This window comes from Streptomyces sichuanensis, assembly GCF_020328095.1.
In the GTDB taxonomy this organism is placed as follows: domain Bacteria; phylum Actinomycetota; class Actinomycetes; order Streptomycetales; family Streptomycetaceae; genus Streptomyces; species Streptomyces cinnamoneus.
Map to the genome: position 1 here is coordinate 1 of NZ_JAIXMK010000058.1, position 24,234 is coordinate 24,234.

The 24,234-nt window shown below is 70.2% G+C and carries 21 protein-coding genes and 1 pseudogene; 11 read left to right on the forward strand and 11 right to left on the reverse strand.

Going from position 1 to position 24,234, the window contains the following annotated elements; genetic code table 11:
* From LE181_RS18135 to LE181_RS18150, 4 genes and pseudogenes are all read right to left on the reverse strand, one after another.
* A pseudogene (locus LE181_RS18135) lies at positions 1-466 on the reverse strand (hypothetical protein); the annotation flags it as partial.
* Between the two features lie 179 nt (positions 467-645).
* Positions 646-1,056 (reverse strand): DUF6113 family protein, encoded by a 411-nt coding sequence (locus LE181_RS18140; RefSeq protein WP_372458400.1) that lies wholly within the window; start codon positions 1,054-1,056, stop codon positions 646-648.
* Complete coding sequence (mshB, locus tag LE181_RS18145) at positions 1,053-1,940, reverse strand: N-acetyl-1-D-myo-inositol-2-amino-2-deoxy-alpha-D-glucopyranoside deacetylase (protein WP_225662346.1); 888 nt, start codon at positions 1,938-1,940, stop codon at positions 1,053-1,055. Before mshB ends, LE181_RS18140 begins: the two co-directional genes overlap by 4 nt.
* Positions 1,941-2,014: 74 nt before the next feature.
* Positions 2,015-2,209, reverse strand: coding sequence for a hypothetical protein (locus LE181_RS18150; protein WP_190113360.1), 195 nt, complete (start codon positions 2,207-2,209; stop codon positions 2,015-2,017).
* A gap of 212 nt (positions 2,210-2,421) precedes the next feature.
* On the opposite strand from LE181_RS18150, the gene LE181_RS18155 reads away from it, so the two are divergent.
* The 6 genes from LE181_RS18155 to LE181_RS18180 all read left to right on the forward strand — a co-directional run bounded on the left by LE181_RS18155 (position 2,422) and on the right by LE181_RS18180 (position 10,847).
* On the forward strand, positions 2,422-4,539 hold the full coding sequence (locus LE181_RS18155; RefSeq protein ID WP_225662347.1) for a S9 family peptidase: 2,118 nt from the start codon (positions 2,422-2,424) through the stop codon (positions 4,537-4,539).
* A 229-nt stretch (positions 4,540-4,768) separates the two neighbouring features.
* Positions 4,769-5,788 (forward strand): ABC transporter permease, encoded by a 1,020-nt coding sequence (locus LE181_RS18160; protein ID WP_263869112.1) that lies wholly within the window; start codon positions 4,769-4,771, stop codon positions 5,786-5,788.
* Positions 5,789-5,850: 62 nt separating this feature from the next.
* A complete protein-coding gene (locus LE181_RS18165; protein ID WP_225662348.1) occupies positions 5,851-7,656 on the forward strand; it encodes an ABC transporter substrate-binding protein in 1,806 nt (601 codons plus the stop codon).
* 108 nt (positions 7,657-7,764) lie between these two features.
* Positions 7,765-8,742 (forward strand): ABC transporter permease, encoded by a 978-nt coding sequence (locus tag LE181_RS18170; RefSeq protein ID WP_225662349.1) that lies wholly within the window; start codon positions 7,765-7,767, stop codon positions 8,740-8,742.
* A 17-nt stretch (positions 8,743-8,759) separates the two neighbouring features.
* Entirely contained in the window at positions 8,760-9,776 is a 1,017-nt protein-coding gene (locus LE181_RS18175; protein ID WP_225662350.1) for an ABC transporter ATP-binding protein, read from the forward strand.
* A gap of 12 nt (positions 9,777-9,788) precedes the next feature.
* Positions 9,789-10,847, forward strand: coding sequence for an ABC transporter ATP-binding protein (locus LE181_RS18180; protein ID WP_225662351.1), 1,059 nt, complete (start codon positions 9,789-9,791; stop codon positions 10,845-10,847).
* Positions 10,848-10,895: 48 nt separating this feature from the next.
* Here the strand turns inward: LE181_RS18180 and LE181_RS18185 are convergent, their stop codons facing one another.
* From LE181_RS18185 to LE181_RS18205, 5 genes are read right to left on the reverse strand one after another with little or no spacing between them, the layout of a single operon-like run.
* Entirely contained in the window at positions 10,896-11,948 is a 1,053-nt protein-coding gene (locus tag LE181_RS18185) for an ABC transporter ATP-binding protein (protein WP_225662352.1), read from the reverse strand.
* Positions 11,938-12,930, reverse strand: coding sequence for an ABC transporter ATP-binding protein (locus LE181_RS18190; RefSeq protein ID WP_225662353.1), 993 nt, complete (start codon positions 12,928-12,930; stop codon positions 11,938-11,940). Before LE181_RS18190 ends, LE181_RS18185 begins: the two co-directional genes overlap by 11 nt.
* A gap of 13 nt (positions 12,931-12,943) precedes the next feature.
* Positions 12,944-13,933: an ABC transporter permease gene (locus tag LE181_RS18195; RefSeq protein ID WP_225662354.1), complete on the reverse strand. Its 990-nt coding sequence runs from the start codon at positions 13,931-13,933 to the stop codon at positions 12,944-12,946.
* Complete coding sequence (locus LE181_RS18200) at positions 13,926-14,849, reverse strand: ABC transporter permease (protein WP_225662355.1); 924 nt, start codon at positions 14,847-14,849, stop codon at positions 13,926-13,928. Before LE181_RS18200 ends, LE181_RS18195 begins: the two co-directional genes overlap by 8 nt.
* Positions 14,850-14,876: 27 nt before the next feature.
* On the reverse strand, positions 14,877-16,493 hold the full coding sequence (locus LE181_RS18205; protein ID WP_225662364.1) for a peptide ABC transporter substrate-binding protein: 1,617 nt from the start codon (positions 16,491-16,493) through the stop codon (positions 14,877-14,879).
* A gap of 309 nt (positions 16,494-16,802) precedes the next feature.
* On the opposite strand from LE181_RS18205, the gene LE181_RS18210 reads away from it, so the two are divergent.
* The 3 genes from LE181_RS18210 to LE181_RS18220 all read left to right on the forward strand — a co-directional run bounded on the left by LE181_RS18210 (position 16,803) and on the right by LE181_RS18220 (position 20,794).
* The gene (locus tag LE181_RS18210) at positions 16,803-17,177 is read left to right on the forward strand and encodes a DUF6507 family protein (protein WP_225662356.1); all 375 of its coding nucleotides are present in this window, start codon (positions 16,803-16,805) and stop codon (positions 17,175-17,177) included.
* Between the two features lie 122 nt (positions 17,178-17,299).
* Complete coding sequence (locus LE181_RS18215; RefSeq protein ID WP_225662357.1) at positions 17,300-19,921, forward strand: hypothetical protein; 2,622 nt, start codon at positions 17,300-17,302, stop codon at positions 19,919-19,921.
* A 12-nt stretch (positions 19,922-19,933) separates the two neighbouring features.
* On the forward strand, positions 19,934-20,794 hold the full coding sequence (locus LE181_RS18220; RefSeq protein ID WP_225662358.1) for an immunity 49 family protein: 861 nt from the start codon (positions 19,934-19,936) through the stop codon (positions 20,792-20,794).
* A 196-nt stretch (positions 20,795-20,990) separates the two neighbouring features.
* Here the strand turns inward: LE181_RS18220 and LE181_RS18225 are convergent, their stop codons facing one another.
* On the reverse strand, positions 20,991-21,434 hold the full coding sequence (locus LE181_RS18225; protein WP_225662359.1) for a hypothetical protein: 444 nt from the start codon (positions 21,432-21,434) through the stop codon (positions 20,991-20,993).
* A gap of 74 nt (positions 21,435-21,508) precedes the next feature.
* Here LE181_RS18225 and LE181_RS18230 point away from each other — a divergent pair, with 74 nt between their 5' ends.
* A complete protein-coding gene (locus tag LE181_RS18230) occupies positions 21,509-22,885 on the forward strand; it encodes a DUF6177 family protein (RefSeq protein ID WP_225662365.1) in 1,377 nt (458 codons plus the stop codon).
* Between the two features lie 14 nt (positions 22,886-22,899).
* Here LE181_RS18230 and LE181_RS18235 read toward each other — a convergent pair whose 3' ends face one another.
* On the reverse strand, positions 22,900-23,427 hold the full coding sequence (locus tag LE181_RS18235) for a PadR family transcriptional regulator (protein ID WP_225662360.1): 528 nt from the start codon (positions 23,425-23,427) through the stop codon (positions 22,900-22,902).
* A gap of 136 nt (positions 23,428-23,563) precedes the next feature.
* Here LE181_RS18235 and LE181_RS18240 point away from each other — a divergent pair, with 136 nt between their 5' ends.
* Positions 23,564-24,121, forward strand: coding sequence for a hypothetical protein (locus tag LE181_RS18240; RefSeq protein WP_225662361.1), 558 nt, complete (start codon positions 23,564-23,566; stop codon positions 24,119-24,121).
* Positions 24,122-24,234 lie beyond the last annotated feature (113 nt).

Here is a 24,234-nt window from a genome sequence, read left to right on the forward strand (position 1 = left end):
GCGGCGGGGTGCCGCCCGACTTGCGCGGAGCGAACCAGTCGCTGGTCTTCTCCGAGCGGTCGCCGTCGCCTCCCGCGGCCGCGGAACCCGCCGCGGCGGCGGGCGTCTGGGCGGTGGGCTTGGGGCGCACGGGCAGGCCCTCCTTGCGCGCGCCGCCGTCCCTGGCGGGCGCTGCGGGAGCGGCGGGGGCTGCGGGGGCGTCCGGGGCTCCGGCCGCGGCCTCGTCGCCGACGGGCGTCCGCAGGACGACCGGCGGGATGGGCCGCGAGCCCGGGATGTTGATGCGGATCCGCGTCGTCATCGTGGTCTCGGTCTTCGGCTCGCCCGGCTTGCCCGAGGAAGCGGAAGCAGCGGATCCGGTCGGTTCCTCGCCGGGGTTGGTCCCGTACGGCGGGGTGCCCGAGGGGTAGGCGGCGCCGCCGCGCCCCTGGGGCCCGGAGGACGAACTGTCAGATGCACGGCTCAAAGCAGGTTCTCCCGGTTACTCTTTGCCGCCCTCGTGACCTCGCTTTGGGTCGCCCATCGCCGGAGGCCAGGGGAGGCTCGGCGGCGCGCACCACCATACTGGGCACCACGGGCCCGTATTCGACGACCGCTGTTTCCCTCCCCCGGCCGGTGGAGAGCAGTCAGGTAAAAATCGTCACGTCACTTGCCAAGTCGGGCCGAAGGCCCGTCCGGTTGCGGCAGCTTCGGGACAGTGGCGCACATCACAGCGAAGGCCATTCCTCCCAACAGAAAGGCATATGACCCGATTCCGGCCCCGAAGAGGAAGTCCCCCTCCGGCCGGTTGGCGGCCAGGACGAGCACGGCGATGAGCCACCCGATGCCCGCGGCCCCGCCCCCCGCTCTGCTCCCGGTGGCCACGACCGCGCCGTAGCACAGGCCGCCGAGGCCGAGCAGGGCCAGCAGCAACCCGGCGGGGAACCACCCGCCTTGCACGAGCGACCCGGCCACTCCGGTCAGGACGCCCAGCGCGACCAGCCCGGCGTACGCGCACAGCCGCCCGATGCCGACCGGCTTCAGCAGGCCGCCGCCCATTCCACCCGTGCCGTTCACGCGTCCACTCCCGCAAAGAGGTCGTCCTCGCGCACGGCGCCGGCCCGGCCCCGGACGAGCTTGTAGTACTCGGTGGGGAACAGCGGTTGCCCCAGGTCGTTGGAGAGCGCGAAGAACGGCCCGTCCACGGCGATCTGCGTGGCATGGGCACGCATCGCGGCGGCCTTGGCCGGCGCGAAGGCGGAGGTGTCGACGGCCGCGGTGACCTCTTCGTCGGGCACCACGCCCGGCACGTCGGCGGGCGAGGCGATCCCGGGGAAGAGGTCGCCCTCACGGCCGGCCTCGCGCAGCCGCTCGAAGCCCGCTTCCACCACCGAGCGCGGGACGCAGTTCCAGTAGACCTTCGCGATCTCGTGCGGCTCGCCGAGGTCCCGGCGGAACGCGGACTCGGCGGCGAGCTCCACGGCGCGCGTGGCGACACGGTGCGCCTGGATGTGGTCGGGGTGGCCGTAGCCGCCGTCGGGGTCGTAGGTGACGAGCACCTGGGGCCGCACCTCGCGGATCACCTCAACGAGGGATGCGGCGGCCTCGTCCACGTCGGCCCGCCAGAAGCACTCGGGGCGGTCGTTCTGCGGCGCGCCCATCATGCCGGAGTCGCGGTAGCGCCCGGGGCCGCCGAGGAAGCGGTGGTCGGTCACGCCCAGCTCCGCCATGGCGGCCGCCAGTTCGCCCAGCCGGTGCGCGCCGAGCGTGTTGTCCCGGTCCGCGGCGAGGTGTCTGAGGGCGGGCGGGATCACCTCGCCCTCCTCGCCCAGGGTGCAGGTCACGAGCGTGACGTGGGCACCCTCGGCGGCGTACTTGGCCATGGTCGCGCCGTTGTTGATCGATTCGTCGTCGGGGTGCGCGTGCACCAGGAGCAGCCGGCGGCCGGGAAGGTCGGTCATGACACCAGCCTACGAGTCGCACCGGACCGCCGGAGCGCCCCCCGGGCGCCCCGGCCCCTGCCGCGTCCGGCCGGTCAGAACTTGATGTTGTTGATCATGCCGGCCACGCTCGTGCTCAGCTGGTTGAGCGTCGGGGCGATGGACGAACTCGCGAGGTAGAAGCCCAGCAGCACGCAGACCACTGCGTGCCCGGCCTTCAACCCGGACTTCCGGACCAGCAGGAAGACGATGATCGCCAGCAGCACCACCGCCGAAATCGAAAGTGCCACAGCGGCTCACCTCCAGGAACGTGCGGTCGGAAGGACAGGCATACGAATGCCCGGACGGGGCACACGACGCCAGGGAGTCATACCCACTATGCGCGAGCGATCATAACTTTCCGTGCGTGCGCATGACTCGGTGCACGGGCGCAAACACGGGGCGCACGGCGAGTTCTCGCCGTCTTGGGTGAACCCGGTGGTAAGGCCCGTAGGCTCGCCATATGACCGGACAGCTCTCGTTCCCCCGACAGCACGCCCGCACCCAGCGCTTCTCCCTCGGGGCGCCCCGTTCGTTCGGCGTGTCGCCGGACGGCTCGCGCGTCACCTTCCTGCGGTCGCGCGGCGGCACCGACCGGGCCAACGCACTGTGGGTGCTCGACCTCGACACGGGACGGGAGTATCCGGCCGCCGACCCCGCGGCCCTGCTGGGCGGCGCGGACGAGGAGCTGTCCGCCGAGGAGCGGGCGCGCCGCGAGCGCAGCCGGGAGGGCTCGGCGGGCATCGTCGGCTACGCGGTGGACCGGGCCGCGGAGTTGGCCGCTTTCGCGCTGTCCGGGCGGCTGTGGGTGGCCGGGCTGCGCGGCGGTACGGCGCGCGAACTGCCCGTGCCGGGCCCGGTGGCCGATCCCCGGCCCTCCCCCGACGGGCGTCACGTGGCCTACGTGGCGGGCCGCGCCCTGCGGGTCGTTGCGGCGGACGGAAGCGGGGACCGGGCCCTGGCCGAGCCGTCGAGCGCCACCACCATGTGGGGGCTGGCGGAGTTCATCGCCGCCGAGGAGATGCACCGGCTGCGCGGCTTCTGGTGGTCCCCCGACAGCGACGCACTGCTGGCCGCGTGCGTGGACGACGCGCCCGTGCAGCGCTGGTGGATCGCCGACCCGGCCCACCCGGGCAGCGCGCCCGCCGAGGTCGCCTACCCGGCGGCCGGCACCCCCAACGCCGTCGTCTCGCTGTCCCTGCTGCGCCTGGACGGCTCGCGGACCGACGTCGTCTGGGACCGCGAGCGCCACCCCTATCTGGCACGTGTGCACTGGTCGGCGGACGGCCCGCCGGTGCTGCAGGTGCAGTCCCGCGACCAGCGGGCGCAGGCGTACCTCATGGTGGACACCGCGACGGGAGCCACGCGCCTCCTGCACGCGGACGAGGACCCGAAGTGGCTGGAACTTTTCGATGGCGTGCCCGCCTGGACGCCCGACGGCCGGCTCGTGCGCATCGCGGACGAGGGAGGGGCCCGCGTCCTGGTCGTGGGCGACCGGGCGCTGACCGGTCCGCAGCTGCACGTGCTCTCCGTCCTGGACGTCGCGGAGGACGTGCTGATCGCCGCCTCCGCCGGAGCCGGTGCCGTGGACGCGGAGACCGGCGAGGCGCACGTGTACCGCGTCAACGAGCTGGGGGTGGAGCGGGTTTCGGAGGGGCCGGGCCGGCATTCGGCGGTGCGTTCGGGTGCGGTGACGGTGCTGGCGTCGGCGTGCCTGGACCGGCCGGGGGCGGAGGTGCGGGTGCTGCGCGAGGGCAAGCAGGTCGCCACGGTGCCCTCGTACGCCGAGACGCCGGTGCTGACCGCCCGGCCCCGGCTGACCCGGGCCGGCGACCTCGGCATCCCCTGCGCCGTGCTGCTGCCGTCGGGCTACCGCGAGGGCGACGGCCCGCTGCCGGTGCTCATGGACCCGTACGGCGGACCGCACGGCCAGCGCGTGGCCGCCGCCCACAACGCGTACCTGACGTCGCAGTGGTTCGCCGACCAGGGCTTCGCCGTGGTCGTCGCCGACGGCCGGGGCACCCCGCACACCTCGCCGGGCTGGGAGAAGGCCGTCCACGAGGACTTCGCCGGCGTAACGCTGGACGACCAGGTCTCGGCGCTGCAGGCGCTGGCCGTGGACCATCCGCTGGACCTGGGCCGGGTCGGCATCCGCGGCTGGTCCTACGGCGGCTACCTCGCGGCGCTGGCCGTCCTGCGCCGCCCGGACGTCTTCCACGCGGCCGTCGCGGGCGCCCCCGTCACCGACTGGCGGCTGTACGACACCCACTACACCGAGCGCTACCTGGGCCTGCCGCAGGAGAACGCCGCGGTGTACGCCCGCAACGCCCTGGTCACCGACGACGGTCTGTCGTCGCCGGCGGAACAAACCCGTCCACTGATGATCGTCCACGGCCTCGCCGACGACAACGTGGTCGCGGCCCACACCCTGCGGCTGTCCTCGGCGCTGCTCGCGGCGGGCCGGCCGCACGAGGTGCTGCCGCTGTCCGGGGTGACGCACATGACGCCGCAGGAGGAGGTCGCCGAGAACCTGCTCCTGCTCCAAGTCGACTTCCTCAAGCGGTCCTTGGGCATGGGCTGATCTCCGCAGACCCTTTGGTGTGGTCCGTGGCGCGGCGTGCTTGACGGCCTGTCAAGCACGCCGCCACCTCGATCTGCACAACCTTCGCTCAAGATGCCGCAGAAGGCCGCATCGTCCACCGCAGCCCCCTTGACTGCACTGTGCCCGCGTTGCGAAAGTCCGGCTCAGCCCAACCGCGTTCGCAGGGGCCGCGAGGGCCGACGAGACCACAGTGCGGGGGATCTGCGCGATGACGAGTGCTTCCCGGACACCTTCCCAGACGCCGCCCGCCGTTCCCTCCGGGGCCGCGGGGGGCGGCGGGCCCACCGCGCCGGAGGGCCGGTCGCCCGGCCAGCTGATGTGGCGGCGCTTCAAGCGCGACCGCCCGGGCGTGGTCTCCGCCTGTGTCGTGGCCTTCTTCTTCCTCGTCGCCCTCGCCGCGCCCCTGATCTCGAAGGTCTACGGCAAGGACCCGACCACCACCTACGGCATCGACCGGCCGGGCCTGCTGAACGAGTTCGGCTATCCGGTGAAGCCCAACGGCGGGATCTCCGGGGACTTCTGGTTCGGCATCGAGCCGACCCTGGGCCGGGACGTGCTCACCCAGCTCGTCTACGGCATCCGCACCTCGCTGCTGATCGCGGCCGCCGCCACGGTGCTGTGCGTGCTGACCGGCATCCTGATCGGGGTGACCGCCGGCTACGTGGGCGGCAGGACCGACTACTTCCTGGGCCGGTTCATCGACCTGCTGCTGGCCTTCCCGAGCCAGCTGTCGTTCATCGCCTTCACGCCGGTCGTCTACTCCCTCTTCGTCAGCCCGAACAAGGAGACCCCGACCTACCTGCGGGTGCTCACCCTGATCCTGGTGCTGTGGGTGCTGGGGTGGATGGGCATGGCGCGGCTGCTGCGGGGCCAGGTGCTCAGCCTGCGGGAGCGGGAGTTCGTCGAGGCGGCGAAGGTCACCGGGGCCTCCCCGTGGCGGATCATCACCAAGGAGCTGCTGCCCAATCTGTGGACGCCGATCCTCGTGCAGTCGACGCTGATGCTGCCCACGATCGTGACCATCGAGGCGGGGCTGTCCTTCATCGGCGTGGGGATCCTGGAACCCACCCCGGACTGGGGCCGGATGTTCGCCAACGGCGCCCACTACTACGAGAGCGACATCACCTACATCTTCTTCCCCGGGCTGGCGATGATCGCCTTCGTCGTCGCCTTCAACCTCCTGGGGGACTCGGTCCGGGACGCCTTCGATCCCCGGACCGCGCGCTGAGCGCGCCCTCGCACGTCGTCCACGACCGGCAGCCGACAGGCAACCGACAGGCAGGTGCACCCATGACTTCCGCGACGATGTTCCCCAGGCGCAGAGCCCGGCTCTCCGCCGTGGCCCTGGCGGCAGGGGCCCTGGTGCTCTCCGCGTGCAGCAGCGGAGGGGGTGGCGGCGACGGGGACAAGCAGAGCCAGGGGCCGGGCGAGGACAAGACCACCTCGGCCAACTACTCCATCGGCACCAAGGCCGACTCCGCCGGCCCCGCCCCCGAGGTGTCCGGGGCCAAGAAGGGGGGCACCGTCGGGGTGCTCCAGCGCGACGCCTTCAACCACCTCGACCCGGGCCAGATCTACTACTCCGACGTCCTGACGAACCAGATGCTCTACAACCGCACCCTCACGTCCTACAAGGTGGACGACAAGGGCCGGGTCAAGGTCGTCGGCGATCTGGCCACCGACGCCGGCACCGCCTCGGACGGCGGGAAGACGTGGAAGTTCACGCTCAAGGACGGGCTGAAGTTCGAGGACGGCTCGCCCATCACGTCGAAGGACGTCCGCTGGGGCATCGAGCGGCTCTACGCCCCCTTCGAGACGGACGGCCCGCTCTACATCCCCCAGTGGCTCTCCGGCGACGGCAACGCCTTCCGCAAGGCGCTGCCGGAGGGCCCGTACGACGGGAAGCACCTGCCCGCCTCCGTGCTGGACACCCCCGACGACAAGACGGTGATCTTCCACTTCAGCAAGCCGCACGCGGACACGCCCTTCGCGACGGCGATGCCGAACATCGGCCCGGTCAAGGCCGAGAAGGACACCAAGCAGAAGTACGACAACGCGCCCTTCTCCTCCGGCCCGTACAAGGTCGCCGACTACAAGGTCGGCAAGTCGCTCACACTCGTGCGCAACGAGCACTGGGACCCGAAGACGGACCCGGTCCGCCATCAGTACCCCGACAAGTTCGAGATCAGTTTCGGCCACCAGTTCGCGGACTCCACCCGCCGCTTCCTCGCCGACCAGGGCGCGGACAAGAACGCCATGTCGTTCTCCAACGCCGTGGCCCCGGAGATGACGGAGAAGGTGCTCGGCCAGTCCGACACCAAGGCCCGCCGCTTCGTGGAGATCCAGCCCTACGTCGACTACATCAGCTTCAACATGGACCGGCTCAAGGACGTCCGGGTCCGCAAGGCCCTCGCCCTCGCCATGCCCAACGGGCAGATCGTGCAGCAGATGGGCGGGGCGACGGCCGGCCTGCTGGCCACCAACTACCTCTCCCCCGCCATGGACGGCTACCAGCCCACCGACCCCTTCGGGAAGAAGAAGAGCCCGGCCGGTGACCCGGAGAAGGCCAAGCAGCTGCTGACGGAGGCCGGAAAGGTCGGCCAGGAGATCGTCTACGCCTACGCCAACACCGACGTCCAGCAGAAGGTGGCCGTGGTGGTCACCCAGGCCCTGGAGCGGGCGGGCTTCAAGGTGCAGAAGAAGGAGGTCGACTCCAACACCTGGCGGACGGCGATCGCCGAGGTGAAGAACCAGTTCGACATCTACCGCACTTCCTGGGGCGCGGACTGGCCCGTCTCCTCCACGGTCGTTCCGCCGCTCTTCGACGGCCGGCAGATCGCCGACGGCGCCCAGAACTACAGCCACCTCAACAACAGCAAGATCGACGCGGAGATCGACCGCATCAGTGCGATCCCCGACGTGAAGCAGGCCGCACCCGAGTGGCAGAAGCTGGCCGACCGGATCCTCACCGACGAGGTCGCGGGCGTCCCGGTCTTCTACAACCGGCAGTTCTCCCTGTGGGGCTCGAACCTCGGCGGGGTCAAGTACCACCCGGTCTACGGGACCGCCGACCCGACCGGAGCGTTCGTGAAGTAGCACGCGCCGACCGGCGCGCCACCGGGCCGGGCCGCCAGGGCCCGGCCCGGCCACCCCGCCCGCCACCCGGTGAGCGCCACCGCCGGGCAGACGCCTCCCGGAACGTCCATGCTGAGATTCCTCCTCCGCCGCTCCCTGGGCGCGATCGTCATCATCCTGCTGATCAGCGCGATCACGTTCTTCCTGTTCTTCGCCCTGCCCTCCGAGCCCGCCCTGATGTCCTGCGGCAAGAACTGCACCCCGGACGCCATCGCGGTCATCAACAAGAACCTGGGCCTCGACCAGCCGGTGCCCGTCCAGTACTGGCACTACATGTCGGGCATCGTCACCGGCCGCGACTTCACCGTCGGCCACTGCCCGGCGCCCTGCTTCGGCTACTCCTTCTCCAACCAGCAGCCGGTCTGGGGCACCATCGTGGACCGCTTCCCGACCACCTTGTCCATCACCCTGGGCGGCGCCGCCGTCTTCCTGACCGTCGGCGTGGGCATCGGCATGCTCGCCGCCGCCTTCCGCGGCACCTGGATCGACAAGTTCTTCAGCTCCCTGTCGCTCATCGGCAACGCCCTGCAGATCTACTTCGTGGGCGTCATCGCGCTCGCCGTGTTCGTCAGCGGCCTGCACTGGATGGACAACCCCGCCTACCACCCCATCACCGAGAACCCCGTGAAGTGGTTCACCGGCATGCTCATCCCCTGGCTGGTGCTCTCCATCATCTTCATCGCCAACTACAGCCGCATGACCCGCTCCCAGATGATCGAGCAGCTCGCCGAGGACCACGTGCGCACCGCCCGCGCCAAGGGCCTGTCCCGGCGCACCGTGTTCTTCCGCTACGCCTGGCGGGGCGCGATGGCGCCCATCGTCACCATCTTCGGCATCGACCTCGGGTCGCTCTTCGGCGGCGCCATCATCACCGAGTTCACCTTCAGCCTGCACGGGCTGGGCCGGCTCGCGGTCTCCTCGGTGAGCGAGACGGACCTGCCCACCCTGATGGCCGTGATGCTCGTCGGCTGCACGGCGATCGTCGTCGCCAACATCGTCGTCGACGCCGCCTACGCCTTCATCGACCCGCGCGTGCGGCTCGCCTAGCCGTCAGGAGACCGCAGTTGACCCCCTTCCTGTCCGTACGGGACCTGTCCGTACGCTTCGCCACCGAGGACGGCACCGTGCAGGCCGTCGACGGCCTCTCCTTCGGCCTGGAGCGCGGCCGCACCCTCGGCATCGTCGGCGAGTCCGGCTCGGGCAAGTCCGTCACCAGCCTGGCCGTGCTCGGCCTGCACGACCCGCGGCGCACCACGATCCGCGGCGAGATCCTGCTCGACGGCCAGGAGCTGACCGGCGCCCCGGAGCCGGTGCTGGAGAAGCTGCGCGGCGACTCCATGGCGATGATCTTCCAGGACTCGCTCACCGCCCTCTCCCCGTACTACACCGTCGGCCGGCAGATCGCCGAGCCCTTCCGCAAGCACACCGGCGCCTCCCGGCGGGACGCCCGGCTGCGGGCGATCGAGATGCTGGAGAAGGTCGGCATCCCCAACGCCGCGCTGCGGGTGGACGACTACCCGCACCAGTTCTCCGGCGGCATGCGGCAGCGGGCGATGATCGCCATGGCGCTGGTCTGCGACCCCGAGCTGCTGATCGCCGACGAGCCGACGACCGCCCTCGACGTCACCGTGCAGGCCCAGATCCTCGATCTGCTCAAGGACCTGCAGCAGCAGACGGGTTCGGCGATCGTCCTGATCACGCACGACCTGGGCGTCGTCGCCAACACCGTCGACGAGCTGCTGGTGATGTACGCCGGCCGGGCCGTCGAGTACGGCACCGTCCGCGAGGTGCTGCGCGAACCCCGGCACCCGTACACCTGGGGGCTGCTGGGTTCGATGCCCCGGCTCCGCTCCGACGTCGAGGAGCCGCTGAGCCCCATTCCCGGCACGCCGCCGAGCCTGCTGGCACCCCCGCCCGGCTGCCCGTTCCACCCGCGGTGCGCCTTCACGGGCGAGGTGGGCGGCGACCGGTGCGCCACCGAGCGGCCGGAGCTGCCGGACGGGCGGGGCGGCGCCTGTCACCTGAGCGCGGAACGCAAGCGGAGCATCTTCACCGGGCAGATCAAGCCCCGGCTGGGCTGAGGAGCGGGAGCCATGAGCGACATCCTGGTGGCCGAGGGGCTGACCAAGCACTTTCCGATCACGGGCGGCTTTCCGGTCAGGCGGAAGGTCGGGGCCGTGCAGGCCGTGGACGGCATCGACCTGACCGTGCGGGCCGGGGAGAGCTTCGGCCTGGTCGGCGAGTCCGGCTGCGGCAAGTCCACGACGGGACGGCTGCTGACCCGGCTGCTGGAGCCGACCGCCGGGCGCATCCTCTACCGCGGCGAGGACATCACCCACGCGGGGCGCAAACAGCTCGCCCCGATCCGCTCCGAGATCCAGATGATCTTCCAGGACCCGTACTCGTCGCTCAATCCGCGGCAGACGGTCGGGAAGATCATCGCGGGTCCGATGGAGATCAACGGCATCGCGCCGCCGGGCGGCCGCGAGGCGCGCGTCCGGGAGCTGCTGGAGACCGTCGGCCTCAACCCCGAGCACTACAACCGCTTCCCGCACGAGTTCTCCGGCGGCCAGCGGCAGCGCATCGGGGTGGCGCGGGCGCTGGCGCTCGAACCCAAGGTGATCGTCGCCGACGAGCCGGTCTCGGCCCTCGACGTCTCCATCCAGGCGCAGGTCGTCAACCTGCTGCAGCGGCTGCGGCGGGAGCTGGGCATCGCGTTCCTCTTCATCGCGCACGACCTCGCCGTCGTGCGGCACTTCTCGCAGCGCGTCGCCGTGATGTACCTCGGCAAGATCGTGGAGGTGGGCGAGCGCGACGACATCTACGAGCGTCCGCGCCACCCGTACACGCACGCGCTGCTGTCGGCGGTGCCGGAGGCGGCGGACCTCGACGCCACCGGGGAGGCACCCCGTGAGCGCATCCGGCTGGCGGGCGACGTCCCCTCCCCCGTCCGCCCGCCGAGCGGCTGCCGCTTCCGCACGCGCTGCTGGAAGGCGCGCGAACGCTGCGCGGCGGAGGAACCGCCACTGGTCCGCGCGGAGGGCAGCGGCGAGGGCCACCTGTCGGCATGCCACTTCCCGGAGCCACCGACGGTCGCCCGCACAACGGAGGTCATCCTGGACCCGGCCCTGCGGGCCGCCGAGGGCGACTGAACCACGGCTCGCGCCCCGCCCCCGTCCTTCCCCGGTGCACCCGTCCTTCTACGGTGCACCGTCGGCTTCGATGGGCACCACGCGTCGCTCCTCCGCATAGTGGCAGGCCGAGGCATGGGCGGACGGTCCGCCCCCCTCCCGGAACCAGTCCGGGATTTCCAGCGGCGGCACCAGCCGGGCACACTTCTCCTTCGCCTTCCAGCAACGCGTACGGAAGCGGCACCCGCTCGGCGGATGCGCCGGCGAAGGCACGTCGCCCGCCAACAGGATCCGCTCCCGCCGCTCGCGCGCCGCGGGGTCCGGCACGGGCACGGCGGAGAGCAGAGCCTGGGTGTAGGGGTGGGTGGGGTGTTCGTAGATCTGGGCGTCCGTGCCGACCTCGGCCAGTCTGCCGAGGTACATCACCGCGACCCGGTCGCTGATGTGCCGCACCACGGACAGGTCGTGCGCGATGAAGACGTACGACAGCCCGAACTCCCGCTGCAGCTTCTCCAGCAGGTTGACCACCTGGGCCTGCACGGAGACGTCCAGCGCGGACACCGGCTCGTCGCAGATGATGATCTCCGGGTTGAGCGCCAGGCCGCGCGCGATGCCGATGCGCTGGCGCTGACCGCCGGAGAACTGGTGCGGATAGCGGTTGATGTACTCCGGGTTGAGCCCGACCACGTCCAGCAGTTCGCGCACCCGCTGCCGGCGGTTGCGCTTGGGCGCGGCCTCGGGGTGGATCTCGAAGGGCTCGCCGATGATGTCGCCGACCGTCATGCGCGGGTTCAGCGAGGTGTACGGGTCCTGGAACACCATCTGGATGTTGCGGCGCACGGCCCGCAGGGCGCGCCGGGACAGCCTGGTGATGTCCTCCCCCTTGTAGCGGATCTCGCCGGCAGTGGGCCGTTCGAGGTGGACGAGCAGCTTGGCGACGGTGGACTTGCCGCAGCCGGACTCCCCCACGATGCCGAGGGTCTCGCCGCGCCACAGGTCGAAGGAGACGCCGTCGACGGCGTGGACGGCACCGACCTGCTTCCTGAAGAGGATGCCCCGGGTGAGCGGGTAGTGCTTGACCAGGTCCCGCACTTCGAGGATCGCCTCGCCGTCAGCTCTCATCGAGGGTCTCCTTCCAGAAGTGGCAGGCGCTGGTGCGGCCGGGTGCCACGGGGAAGAGCGGGGGCCGGTCGGTGCGGCAGACGTCCTGGGCCATGGGGCAGCGGGGGTTGAAGGGGCAGCCGGGTGGGATGGCGGTGAGGTTGGGCGGCAGGCCCTTGATGGCGTAGAGCTCCCGGCCCTTCTGATGGAGCCGCGGGATGGATTCGAGGAGGCCCCGCGTGTAGGGGTGGGCGGGGCGCGCGTAGAGCGCGTGGACGGGTGCGGTCTCCACGATGCGGCCCGCGTACATCACCGCGATCTTGTCGGCGACGTCCGCGACGACGCCGAGGTCGTGGGTGATGAGGATCAGGCCCATCCGGTACTCGCGCTGGAGCTCGGCGAGCAGGTCCATGACCTGCGCCTGGACGGTCACGTCCAGGGCCGTCGTCGGCTCGTCGGCGATGATCAGGTCCGGCTCCAGCGCCAGCGCCATGGCGATCATGATGCGCTGGCGCATGCCGCCCGAGAACTGGTGCGGGTAGTCCCGCACCCGGTCGTGGGCGGCGGGGATGCGGACCCGGTCCATGAGCTGGGCGGCGCGTGCCCGGGCGTCCTTGCGCGTCATGCCCTGGTGGACCTCGTACATCTCGCCGAGCTGGGCGCCGACGGTCATGACGGGGTTGAGCGCGGACAGCGCGTCCTGGAAGATCATCGCGAGTTTGGCGCCGCGCACCCGGCGCCGGTTCTCCTCGCCCATGGTGAGCAGGTTCCGGCCGCGGAAGAGGACCTCGCCGCCGGTGACGAAGCCGGGCGGGGAGTCGAGGATGCCCATGACGGCCTGGGCGGTGACGGACTTGCCGGAGCCGGACTCGCCGAGCACGGCGAGCGTCTCGCCCGCGTCGACGGTGTAGCTGACGCCGTTGACGGCCTTGGCGACGCCGTCGCGGGTGCGGAACTCCACGTGCAGGTCGCGCACGTCCAGCAGCGTCGTCGGCTGTTCCATCCTGTCGGGCTCCTCAGCGCAGCTTGGGGTCGAGGGCGTCGCGCACCGCGTCGCCGAGCATGATGAACGCGAGCACCGTGACGCTCAGCGCGCCCGCCGGCCACAGCAGCATGTGCGGGGCGTTGCGGATCTGGCTGGAGGCGTTGGAGATGTCGATGCCCCAGGAGACGGTGGGTGGTTTGAGGCCGACGCCGATGAAGGAGAGGGTGGCCTCCAGCGCGATGTAGGTGCCCAGCGCGATGGTGGCGACGACGATGACGGGGGCGACCGCGTTGGGCGCGATGTGCCGCAGCAGCAGGCGGCGGTTGCCGGCGCCGAGGGCGCGGGCGGCCTGGACGTAGTCGTGCTGTTTGGCGCCGACGACGGAGCCGCGGGCGATGCGGGAGATCTGCGGCCAGCCCAGCAGCACGATGAAGCCGACCACCGGCCACACCGAGCCGCCGGTGACGACGGACAGGAAGACGAGCCCGCCCAGGATGATGGGGATGCCGAAGAAGACGTCGGCCAGCCGCGAGAGCAGCCCGTCCCACCAGCCGCCGTAGAACCCGGCCAGCCCGCCCAGCACGCCGCCCAGCAGTGCGGCGCCGGCGGTGGCGCAGACGCCGACGGCGATCGAGGCGCGGGCCCCGTAGACGGTGCGGGTGTAGACGTCGCAGCCCTGGGCGTCGTAGCCGAAGGGGTGGCCGGGCTGGGAGCCCTGCTGGGCCTTGGCCAGGTTGCACGACAGCGGGTTGCCGCCGGCGATGAGCGAGGGCCGCAGGGCGATGAGCACCAGGAAGGCGATGACGAGCGCGGAGAGGAGGAAGACGGGGTTGCGCCGCAGGTCGTGCCAGGCGTCCGACCACAGGCTGCGGGCCTTGCCGCTCTCCGCGCCGCCGGGGATCGGGCCGCGTTCGAGGGTTTCCGCATCGCTGGTGGCCAGGGACATCGCTCCGCCGCCCCCGGGGGTGATGGTGGCGTTCGGATCGGAGGGGTCGGTCTGCGGGAGCGGTGGCTCAGGCATAGCGGATCCTCGGGTCGAGCACGGCGTAGAGGAGGTCGACGAGCAGGTTCGCCACCAGGAAGACGATGACCAGGATCGTCACGAAGCCGACGACGGTGGGTGAGTTCTGCCGCAGGATGCCCTGGTAGAGCTGGTAGCCGACGCCGTGGATGTTGAAGATGCGCTCGGTGACGATGGCGCCGCCCATCAGGGCGCCGATGTCGGTGCCGATGAAGGTGACGACGGGGATGAGGGAGTTGCGCAGCAGGTGCCGGGTGACGACCCGGTGGCGGGGCAGGCCCTTGGCGACGGCCGTGCGGAGGTAGTCGGCGCGGGAGTTCTCGGCGATGGACGTGCGCGTCAGCCGCGTGACGTAGGCCAGTGAGGTCAGGGCGAGGACGACGCCGGGCAGGAGCAGTTCGTCGAAGGGCGCGGCGGGCGATACGGACGGGGAGACCACGCTCCACTTCACGCCCAGGAGGTACTGCAGCACGTAGCCGCTGACGAAGGTCGGGATCGAGACGACGATCAGGGTGATCAGCAGGACGGAGGTGTCCAGGGAGCGGCCGCGCCGCAGCCCGCTGAGGAGGCCGAGGGTGATGCCGACGACGATCTCGAAGAGGATGGCGACGAGGGTCAGCCGCACGGTCACCGGGAAGGCGTCGGCCATCAGCTCGGTGACCTCCTGGCCGTTGAAGGCGGTGCCGAAGTTGCCGGTGAGGATCTGCCGCATGTAGTGGAGGTATTGCTTCCAGAGCGGTGCGTCGAGGTAGAGGTCCTTGCGGATGCGGGCGGCGGTGGCGGGGTCGGGGGCCTTGTCGCCGAAGAGCGCGGCGACGGGGTCGCCCAGGGCGTAGACCATGAAGAAGATCAGGAACGTGCTGCCGATGAACACGGGGATCATCTGGAGCAGCCGCCGGATCACATACCGTCCCATGGGGACCTGGGCCTTTCTGGGACGGGCCTACTTGACGGTGATCCGTTCGTAGACGGGCACGCTGAAGGGGTTGAGCGCGACGTCGTCGATGTTCTCGGAGTAGCCGGCGCTGCCGTTCTGGTACCAGAGCGGGATGGCGGGCATCTGGTCGGCGAGGATCTTCTCCGCGTCCTGGAACTTCCCGACGGCCTTCTCCGTGTCCGACTCGGCGTTGGCCTCGTCGACGAGCCGGTCGAACTGCGCGTCGCTGAACTTGCCGTAGTTGGAGGAGGCGCCGGTGTAGTAGAGCGGCTGCAGGAAGTTCTGGACGAGCGGGTAGTCCATCTGCCAGCCGGAGCGGAACATGCTGGTCATGCGCTGGTCGGAGACCTGGTTGCGGAAGTCGGCGAAGGTGCCGACGGGGCTGACGGTGCACGCCGTGTCGTTGCCGAGGGCGTTGTTGATGCTGTTGCAGACGGCGTCCATCCACACGCGGTGGGAGCCGTTGTCGACGTTCGAGGTGATGGTCACCTTGCCGCCGGGCAGTCCGCCGCCCTCCTCGATCAGCTTCCTGGCCCGGCCGGGGTCGTAGGTGCAGGCGTCGCCGCACAGGCCGGCCTTGTAGCCGCCCTTCTCACCGAGCACCGGGGAGGTCCAGTCCGTGGCCGGGGTGCGGGTCTTCTGGTAGATCTGCTGGGTGATCTCGTCACGGTTGACGGCCATGGACAGGCCGCGGCGGACCTTTTCCTTCCCCGGCCGGGACCAGTTCGGGTCGTACATCGGGAAGACGACGGTCTGGATGATGCCGGCGGGCTGGTTGATGTAGCGGTCGCCGAGGTCGTTCTTGACGTTCTTCAGCTGTGCGCTGGGGATGTCGTCGACGATGTCGAGGTTGCCGGCCTGCAGGTCGGTGTAGGCGGTGTTGTTGTCGGTGTAGACGCGCAGTTCCACGCCGGCGTTCTTCGCCTTGTCGTCGCCGGGGTAGCCGTCCCAGCGGCTGAGCCGCATGGCCGAGCCCTTGGTGTACGACTCGATCATGTACGGGCCGTTGCCGACGGGCTTCTTGATCCAGTTGGCGTGGTCGTCGAAGAACGCCCTGGGCAGGGGCGCGTAGGCGGCGTAGCCGAGGGTGTCGGGCCAGGTGGAGAACTGGGTGCGCAGCGTGACGGTGAAGGTCCGTTCGTCCTTGACGACGAGCCCGGACATCGTCTTGGCCGAGGCGGACCCACTGGCCGGGTGGACCTTGTCGTAGCCCTGGATGTCCTGGAAGAAGGAGGCGTTCTTCTGCTTGTTCTCGACGCGGGCGGCGTAGTTCCAGGCGTCGACGAAGGACTTGGCGGTGACCTTCTCGCCGTTGCTGAACATCCAGCCGTCCTTGACCGTGATGGTGAAGGTCTGCTGGTCGGTGCTGTCGATCTTCTCGGCGAGCATGTTCTGGGCCGCGCCGGTCCTGGGGTCGTACTGCTTGAGCCCCCGGAAGATCATGGAGAGGACCTTGCCGCCCTGCACCTCGTTGGTGTTCGCCGGCTCCAGCGGCCCCTGCGGATCCCCCCACGAGGCCCGCACGACCCCCGCAGTGTTGCCGGCTCCGCCACCGCCGCATCCGGCCAGCGCCGGCAGCGCGACTCCGGTCGCGCAGGCGACCAGGGCGGCCGTGCCGCGCATGCGTCCGGGCATGGGTCCGGGCATGGGGTGCCTCCTCGGGTCCCGTGTCACCGCATCTGACGTAGACCCAAATAACACCTTATGAGGTGACTCGGGGCGGCGTTCCTAGGGCGGGTGTGGGGAGAAACCGCCCGTATGCGCGAGCAGAGGGAGTGCGGCGACACGAGGCGCGAACACGTTTGCATACCGAACGTCCTTTCTGTAGACATGGATGCGGTTCGGTGGGGGCTGATGTGACAGGGGATCACCAGCAGACCGGACTGATGGGTTCCGGTCATCGGTCGGCCGAGGCCGGGGGAAGGGGCTTTCGTGACGGGCTGGGACATCAGACCATCCGAGGTGGGCGGCGTGCTCGGCAAGGTGGCGACGGCGGCCGAGGGCCTGGCGAAGGCCGGCGAAGGGGTGCAGAAGACCCTGCCGAGCGCCGCGGCCGCAGCCGGCACGATCAGCGGCATGTACTGCGGACCGGCCCCGACCGGCCCCGTCGCGGCGGCGCTGGCCGAATTCGGCAACAAGTGGGGGCGCGACCTGATCTACGTGGCGAAACGTACCGCCAACTCGCTGAACGGAGCCGCCGAGGCCACCCGCAAGTACGTCGAGGGCGACCTGGAGCTGGCGGCCAACGCACAGCACAAGGCGCTGGCCGAGCCCAGAATAGACATGCCTGGGCAGGGGAAGAAATGAGCGACGAAGAACTCATCGTCCCCTCGGGCATCCCCCAGTTCATCGGCAACCTGGGCACCCTGGAGACCGACACCAAGGCACTGACCGCGGACGCCAAGCTCTTCCGGAGTTCCGGCGCGGCCGTGCACTCCTCCTTCCAGGGACTGTCGGCCTGCTACAAGGCGCCGGAGGCGGAGAAGCTGTTCGCCACCACGAAGCCGGTGGAGACCAGGTCGGACGCCTTCGCGGACGACCTGGAGAAGGTCGCCTCCGCGCTGAGCTCCTACGCGGCCACCGTGAAGCCCCTGGCGACCCGGCTCGGCAACCTCAAGGACGAGGCGATCGCGTTCGTCAGCAGCGTCGAGGGCGACGACCACTGGCGCCGGGACCAGAAGAAGGTCGACCACAACAACAACCTGTGGAACAGCGTCAACGCCACCGTGGCCGCCTTCCACGACGCCGAGCGCGCCTGCCACGACAAGATCGTCGCGCTGGTCAACGGCACCCCGCTCATCCCCGATGACGGCACGCACAAGCAGAACATGTACGGCTACCGGGCGAGCGATCTCGCCCACGCCGAGAAGACGCCCTGGGGCTCGAAGGCCAACCGCGAGTACACGGGCCTCGCCTGGCTCGGCCACCAGGTCAAGAGCTTCGTCTGGGACGGCTTCATCGTCGACGGCGTGTGGGGCACGGTCAAGGGCCTGGGCACGCTGGTCGGCACCGAGGGCTGGGACAAGGCGGGCCAGGCGTGGACGGGCCTGGGAAAGCTGGCCACGGGCCTGGTCATCTCGGCCAGCCCCCTGGGGACGGCGTTCTGGACGCTCCCCGACGACAAACTGCCCCGCTGGGTGCGCGACTCCCGCACGACGGTGAAGGAGACCGGCAAGGCCCTCGTCGCCTACGACCAGTGGGGCAAGAACCCGGCCCGCGCGGCCGGCGGCGTCTCCTTCAACGTCCTCACAACGGTCTTCACGGGCGGCTCGGGCGCCGCGGCGAAGGGCGGCGCACTGGCCAGGACGGCATCGGTACTGGGCAAGGCGGGCCGGGTCGTCGACCCGATGACGTACGTCGGCAAGGCCGCCAAGTTCGGCTACGTCAAGGTCGGCGACCTGATGTCGGGCCTGAAGAACCTGCGGGCGGGCTCGACGTTCCACCTCGCGGACGAGGCGTTCAAGCTCCCGGGCGAGACCGCCACTTCCGTCCTGCCGAAGCGCCCGGCGGGCCTGCCGGAGGACGTGGCGACGTTCCTCGACCACAACGACAAGCCGGTCTACATGGACAAGAAGACCGGCGCGCTCTACGACGAACACGGCAAGGAGCTCCAGCCGGCGAAGGACGTCAAGAAGGAACTGTCGGCGGAGGAACGCGCGGCGGAGGCAACGAGCCACCGGCCGGAGGCCCGCGCACGGCAGGACGACGCACTGGTCACCGCGGGTGTCCGCAACGGTGGCGGCGAAGCCACGGCCTCGGCGGGCGGGCACGGTGGGGCAGGGAGCCTTGCGCCGGGTGGCGGGGCGACAGGCCATGCACCGGGCGGCGCGGCGCACGGCCTCGGCCGGGGGCCGTCGGCGAGCCACGCATCGCACGGCGGAATCCCGGAGCGGGGCGGCCTTCCTGAGCGCGGCGGGATACCAGAGCGCGGCGGGATGTCCCACGGTGCGGACAACAGCACCGACGCCACGAGGCCCCGGGGCACCGGCACAGGCGATGTGCACGGCGCGGGCCATGCGGCGGGCTCGGGCGCGCACGACGCCGGTCATGCAACCGACCACGGAGTTGGCAACGGGGCCGAAAGCGGTTCTCACGCCAGTGGCCCCGGCCGCGGTGACAGCGGGACCGGCAGCGGCCACGGCAGCCACGAGACCGGTAACGGACACAGCGGAACGCACAACCCGTACGCCGGCATGACCGATCCCGAAGACATCATGCGCAAGCAGGTCGACCGGGCCAACAACGAGGACGGATATTTCGAAAGGTATTACAAGAAAAACGGTAACCGGATCCGTCTCAGCAGGTACGACGAGAGCGGCCGGGTTCCTCCGCAACTGGTGTGGGACAGTGCGAAGAACAAATGGGTTTCGCTGTCCGACGCACCACCACCGCTTCCCGAGAAGTACCTTGGCGAACCCCTTTCACGAGGCCGGGAGACGGCGACGTCCGAGGCCGTCAGCGCCCTCGACGACGCGTCTCGTACGCGTCAGTCCGCGATATCTGCGGACAAGCTGGCGGAAGAGCAGCTCAAGCACGCCAGGGAGGCATTCAAGGCGGACGGCGGTCCGGCGAACGAGGCGGCCGTCCATGCGGCGGAAGCCGCGCACAAGCCGCTGCACAGGCACATGTCGGAGGCCAGCGAAGCCTACGGCGAAGCCATAGCCCAGCACCATGTGATCCCCGAGCATTATCCGAACGCAACAAAGGAAACTCTCGACGGGCCGCTGAATGGCAATGACCAATTCGATCAGGTCTGGCTGCGCGAGGACGGCGGCTATGTGGTGGTGGAAGCGAAGAGCAGCACCCGTACGGATCTGGGTGCCCGCAACCTGCCGAGCGGTCGACGCGTGATGCAGGGGACCAGGGAATACTTCATGGACATCATCCGGGAGATGACCGATCGGGGGCGCAATAACGCGAACGAACTGCGCCTGGCAGAGGCGCTGGAGGAAGCACTCGAAGAGGGTAAATTGGACTATATCCTCGTCCAGGGGAACCTCAACACGGGCCAGTACGCTGGCTACACCATGAAGACGTTCGACATTCGTTGACGGGAGACGACGGTGAGTATGAAGGTGCAGCGGCACGGCCGTCCTGGTCCCGACGACGAAGGCTACGCACGGGCGCTGGGAGAAGGGGTGGCCAGGACCGTCCGACGGTTGGAGCGGTCCCCTCGCATGTTCGATGCCGCACTGGACAAGGCGCTCACGCACGTGCAGGCGCGGTGCGCGGTCGATCCCGATGGCGCGGAACTCGACACGTGGGAAGCCGTGGTCTCCGCCATGCAAATCGGGTCCGCAATGTTCGCCGCCGCGAGCGTGACCGAAGGAACCGTGGAGTGCCGCATCAACCATGAAATGCGAACCATCCCGGCCACAGGAGCACAGCCGTACGCCGACGCAGGTAATTGGCTGAGCGCCTTCTGGTTTGCTGTCATCTGTCGCGATCAGGCTCGCATGACTCAACTGTGCGAAGTGCCCGTTGATTTGCTGCGCGCCTCCGGCGCAGAGTGCGACGAGTACATTTACCACTGGGTGGATTCACTTCAGACCTACTGGCTGGAGCGGCCGGGGCTGGCCGAGAAGCTGACTTCCGCGATCGAGAAGTCCCATCCGGATGTCGCAAGAATCGTCGACCAGGACCTGCTGGACAAGATCCTCTATCAGCCGATCAACCTGTTCTACCGCTTTCTGCGCAAGGACCACGACGGTTTCAATCAGGCTCTGACGGAGGCGCTGGAAGCACACAAGGCATATTGGACGGCAAGTGAAGAGAGAGACCGTAGCGTTGCCGGCTATCTGGCGCTTGGGCCCCTGGCCATCACGTGCCTGGCTTACGACGCGGGCCGTCCGATCGAGGTCGAGTCCGACTACATCCCCAAGCACCTGCTCACGCGAGGCTGGGTAGGCGAGTTCCCGACCTGACGCCATCGGGCGGCCGCGGGGCCAAGTCTGCTCCGGGCCGCCTTCTGGGTGGGGTACCTCGGGGGCAGCGACCGATGTCCCTTTATCGACTTCGCCGAGCGGGTCGATCCCTCTGCGCGTGCGGATGAGGAGTTGGTCGAGCGGCCTTGCGTCGGGCAGCCGGCACGGCTCCAGAGCACTTCGCGCTGCGGAGCCGTCAGGCCAGCCCCTCAAGGAAGGGAACAAGCTCGGACCCGGCAGGGTGCAGGGGTTGGCGGACGACGACGCCCGACTGGACCGCCAGCAGATCCGGTACCTCGTCCTCGTGGAAGCGGAGGTGTCCCACCGGACCGCTCTCAGGCGCGTAGGGCGCGACGCCGTTCAGCAATTCGTCGAGCTCGGGCAGTTCTTCGGCATGCACCTCCTGCCTGAGCGTGACAGACCAGCCACGCTGCCCCTGCGTCAGCTCACCGCTCAGAAACCCGCCGATGCGTGACGCCGGTCCGCGGGCGGCCAGCAGAGGCCCGCATTCGTCGACGTCGTCGCCCAAGGGCCCGATGTCCTGGAGGAGGCCCAAGTGCCACCGAAGGTCATCGAGGACCTCGCCCGGCAAGGCGTCACCCAGCTCCCAGGCGAGCTGGAGCTCGTACAGATCACTCATGCCCGCCAGCGTAGAAGCCCGTACCGGCCCGATTGGATACCACCGTGAAAGACGTCATAGCGCTCACGCCCAAGATGCCCGACTCGTGGTCGATCGTCGCCGGGCTCTACGCGGGCGGGCCCGATGTCGAGGCGGCCGGTGTCAACGACGGGGCCGTCGTTCAGCTGCGGGCGGCGGACGGGCGGCCGCTCGTCTCGTTGGAGGCGCCGCTGCTCGTACACGTGCCCGGTGAGGCCGAGCGGCTGCTCGGTGACGGGGTCGGGGCGCCCCCTGTCCCCTACTGGTGGACCGAGGTCCGGGCCTCGACCGCGCTGCCCGAGGCCATGCCGCTCGCCGGGTCCGTGGCGGGGCGGCTCACCACGTTGCTCGGTGGTGCGGTGTGGCCCGCCGAGGCGGCCTCGGTCGGCGTCGTCGAGATCTCCCCGGACGCGACCACCGCCCACCCCGCCACCACCGAGGGCGGACTCGCCGTCGACGTGCTCACCGACTCCACCGCCGTGGTCCTCGCCGACCGCCCCGTCGTCGCCCTCAACGCGTGGATGTCCGAGATCGTGCGTACGGTCGCCGCGGCCGGACTCGCCCTGCAGATCGTCACCCCGCCCCATGTACGCCTCAGCCTTCCCCTGCGCACCGCCCTGACCGGCGCCCCCAACCGCTGGGTCGTCCAGGACCCCGACTGCGGCTACTACGACGGCCTCTCCGGCGCCGTACTCCACTGGCAGGACGGAACGTTCACCCCTGTCCGCAACGAGGCCGACGCGGCGTCGGTCGCCGCGGCGTTCGCGGAAGCCGCGCCGGCCGCCGAACGGCAACTCGTCGTCGCGTTCCGCGTGCTGCACGAGGAGGTCACCGACGACCTCGCCCTCGGGCGGGCCCTCGGGGCCGCGTGGACCGCACTGACCGGCGCCGCGCCCGCCGGCTGGGGCACCGCCGAGCCCGTCAATCTCGCCTGGTCGGCGCAGCAGTTGACCGAGCTGGCCCGCGAACGGTCCCCCGAGCCCACTCACCTGCTCGCCGTCGGTGCCCCCGAACGCCCCGCCCTCGCCACCTCCCGCGTCACCCGCGCCGAGAACGGCGTCGCAGAGGACATCACCCTCACCATCGGCTACGGCGAGGACGAGACCCCGCCCCTGGACGCCGTCGAGTCCCTCGCCCGCACCCTCGTCGAGGAGCACGGGCTCGTCTCCCTGCTCGCCTCCCTGCGCCGAGGCCGCCGCGACCTCACCGTCCCCCCGCACTTCGAGGCTCCGCCCATCCCCGTCTCCTTCACCCTGGGCGCCGCCGACGTCCGGCGCATGGGCCTCCCCCACGCCCGCCGCCCCCCGCTCGACCTCCGCCCCGTGGAACTCGGCCCGGCCGTTCACTATCCCCTCGGGGACGGCACCGACGCCCAGGCGTGGACGGTCCTCCAGCAACTGGCCGAGCACCTCAGGGTGGACGCGGAGAGCTGAAGGGGGCGACGCCCCTACTTCCCCCGGGCCTTGGCGAGTTCCTCGGCGGCCCAGCGGGCCCATTCCTCACGCATGGCGGTGAAGCGCAGGCCGTACTCGATGGCGAGGCGGCCGTTGACGGACAGCGGGTCGTCGCCCCAGTCCACCTTCTGCTCCAGCTCCGCCAGCGCCGCGCGCTGCCCGGCCGCGCGTTCGGCTTCGCCCGTGAGGTAGGTGACCGCCTCCAAGGGTGTGAGGTGGTTGAGGAAGAAGACGCGGAGCAGGGCTTCGCTGCGCCGGACGGTGTCGGGGTGGGGCTCGGTCAGCCAGCGGTGCAGTTCGGCGCGGCCGTCCTGGGTGATGGCGTATTCCTTGCGGCCGCGGGGGCCTTCCGCGCAGACCTCCAGCAGGCCGGCCTTCGCGAGCTTGGCCAGCTCGCCGTAGACCTGGCTCTGGGTGGCCGGCCAGGCATTGCTCAGCGAGGTCTCGAACCTCTTCATCAGGTCGTAGCCGCTGGCCGGTTCGTTCGCCAGGAGGCCCAGCATCGCGTGTCTCAGGCTCATGCCCCCACCCTACCCTCCACGATCGACATGTCGAGGGTGGACAGTCCACTGCTGACATGTCATAGTTGGAATGTCGGCCGAGGGGGTCGGCGCCCGGCACCCGGCTGCGTCCGGCCACTGATCGAGGAGCTTCCTGATGAACTATCTGCGCGGTTTCATGCCCTGGATCGCCTTCGCGGTCGTCTCCTCCTACGGCTGGCAGTGGGGCGCCGCCGCGGGGCTGGCCACCGCCGTCGCCCTGCTGGTCAAGGAACACCAGGCGGGCACCGCCCGGCAGTCGCTGATCCTGGAACACAGCACCGCGGGCTACTTCGCCGCACTGACCGCCCTGGCCTTCGCCCTCCCGCACAGCGAGTTGCAGCACTTCGGCGGCGCCATGTCCCTGGGCTGGCTGGCCCTCACCGCCTGGGCCACCCTCGCCGTCGGCCACCCCTTCACCACCGGCATCGCCAAGCGGCAGGCGCCGCCGCAGGTGTGGAACACGCCCCTCTTCCGCCGCATCAACATCGTGATCACGGCCGCCTGGGCCCTCGCCTTCACCCTGGCCGCCACCGCACTGGCCATAGCCGACGCCAACGACCTCGGCACGAACGCATCCATAGCCATCCAGGCCGCCGGTTTCGCTCTCCCCGCCGCCTTCACCGCCCGCTACCCCGAACGCGCCCGCGCCCGTCACGCCCAGGCAGCCCAGTAAGCCCGGGCAGGCCAGAGCAGCAAGCCCGAGCGGCGGCTCCGGCTGTCGTCGGGATCTCGGGGCCGGCCCCGAGATCCCGACGACAGCCGGAGCCGCCGCTCGGGCTTGCTGCT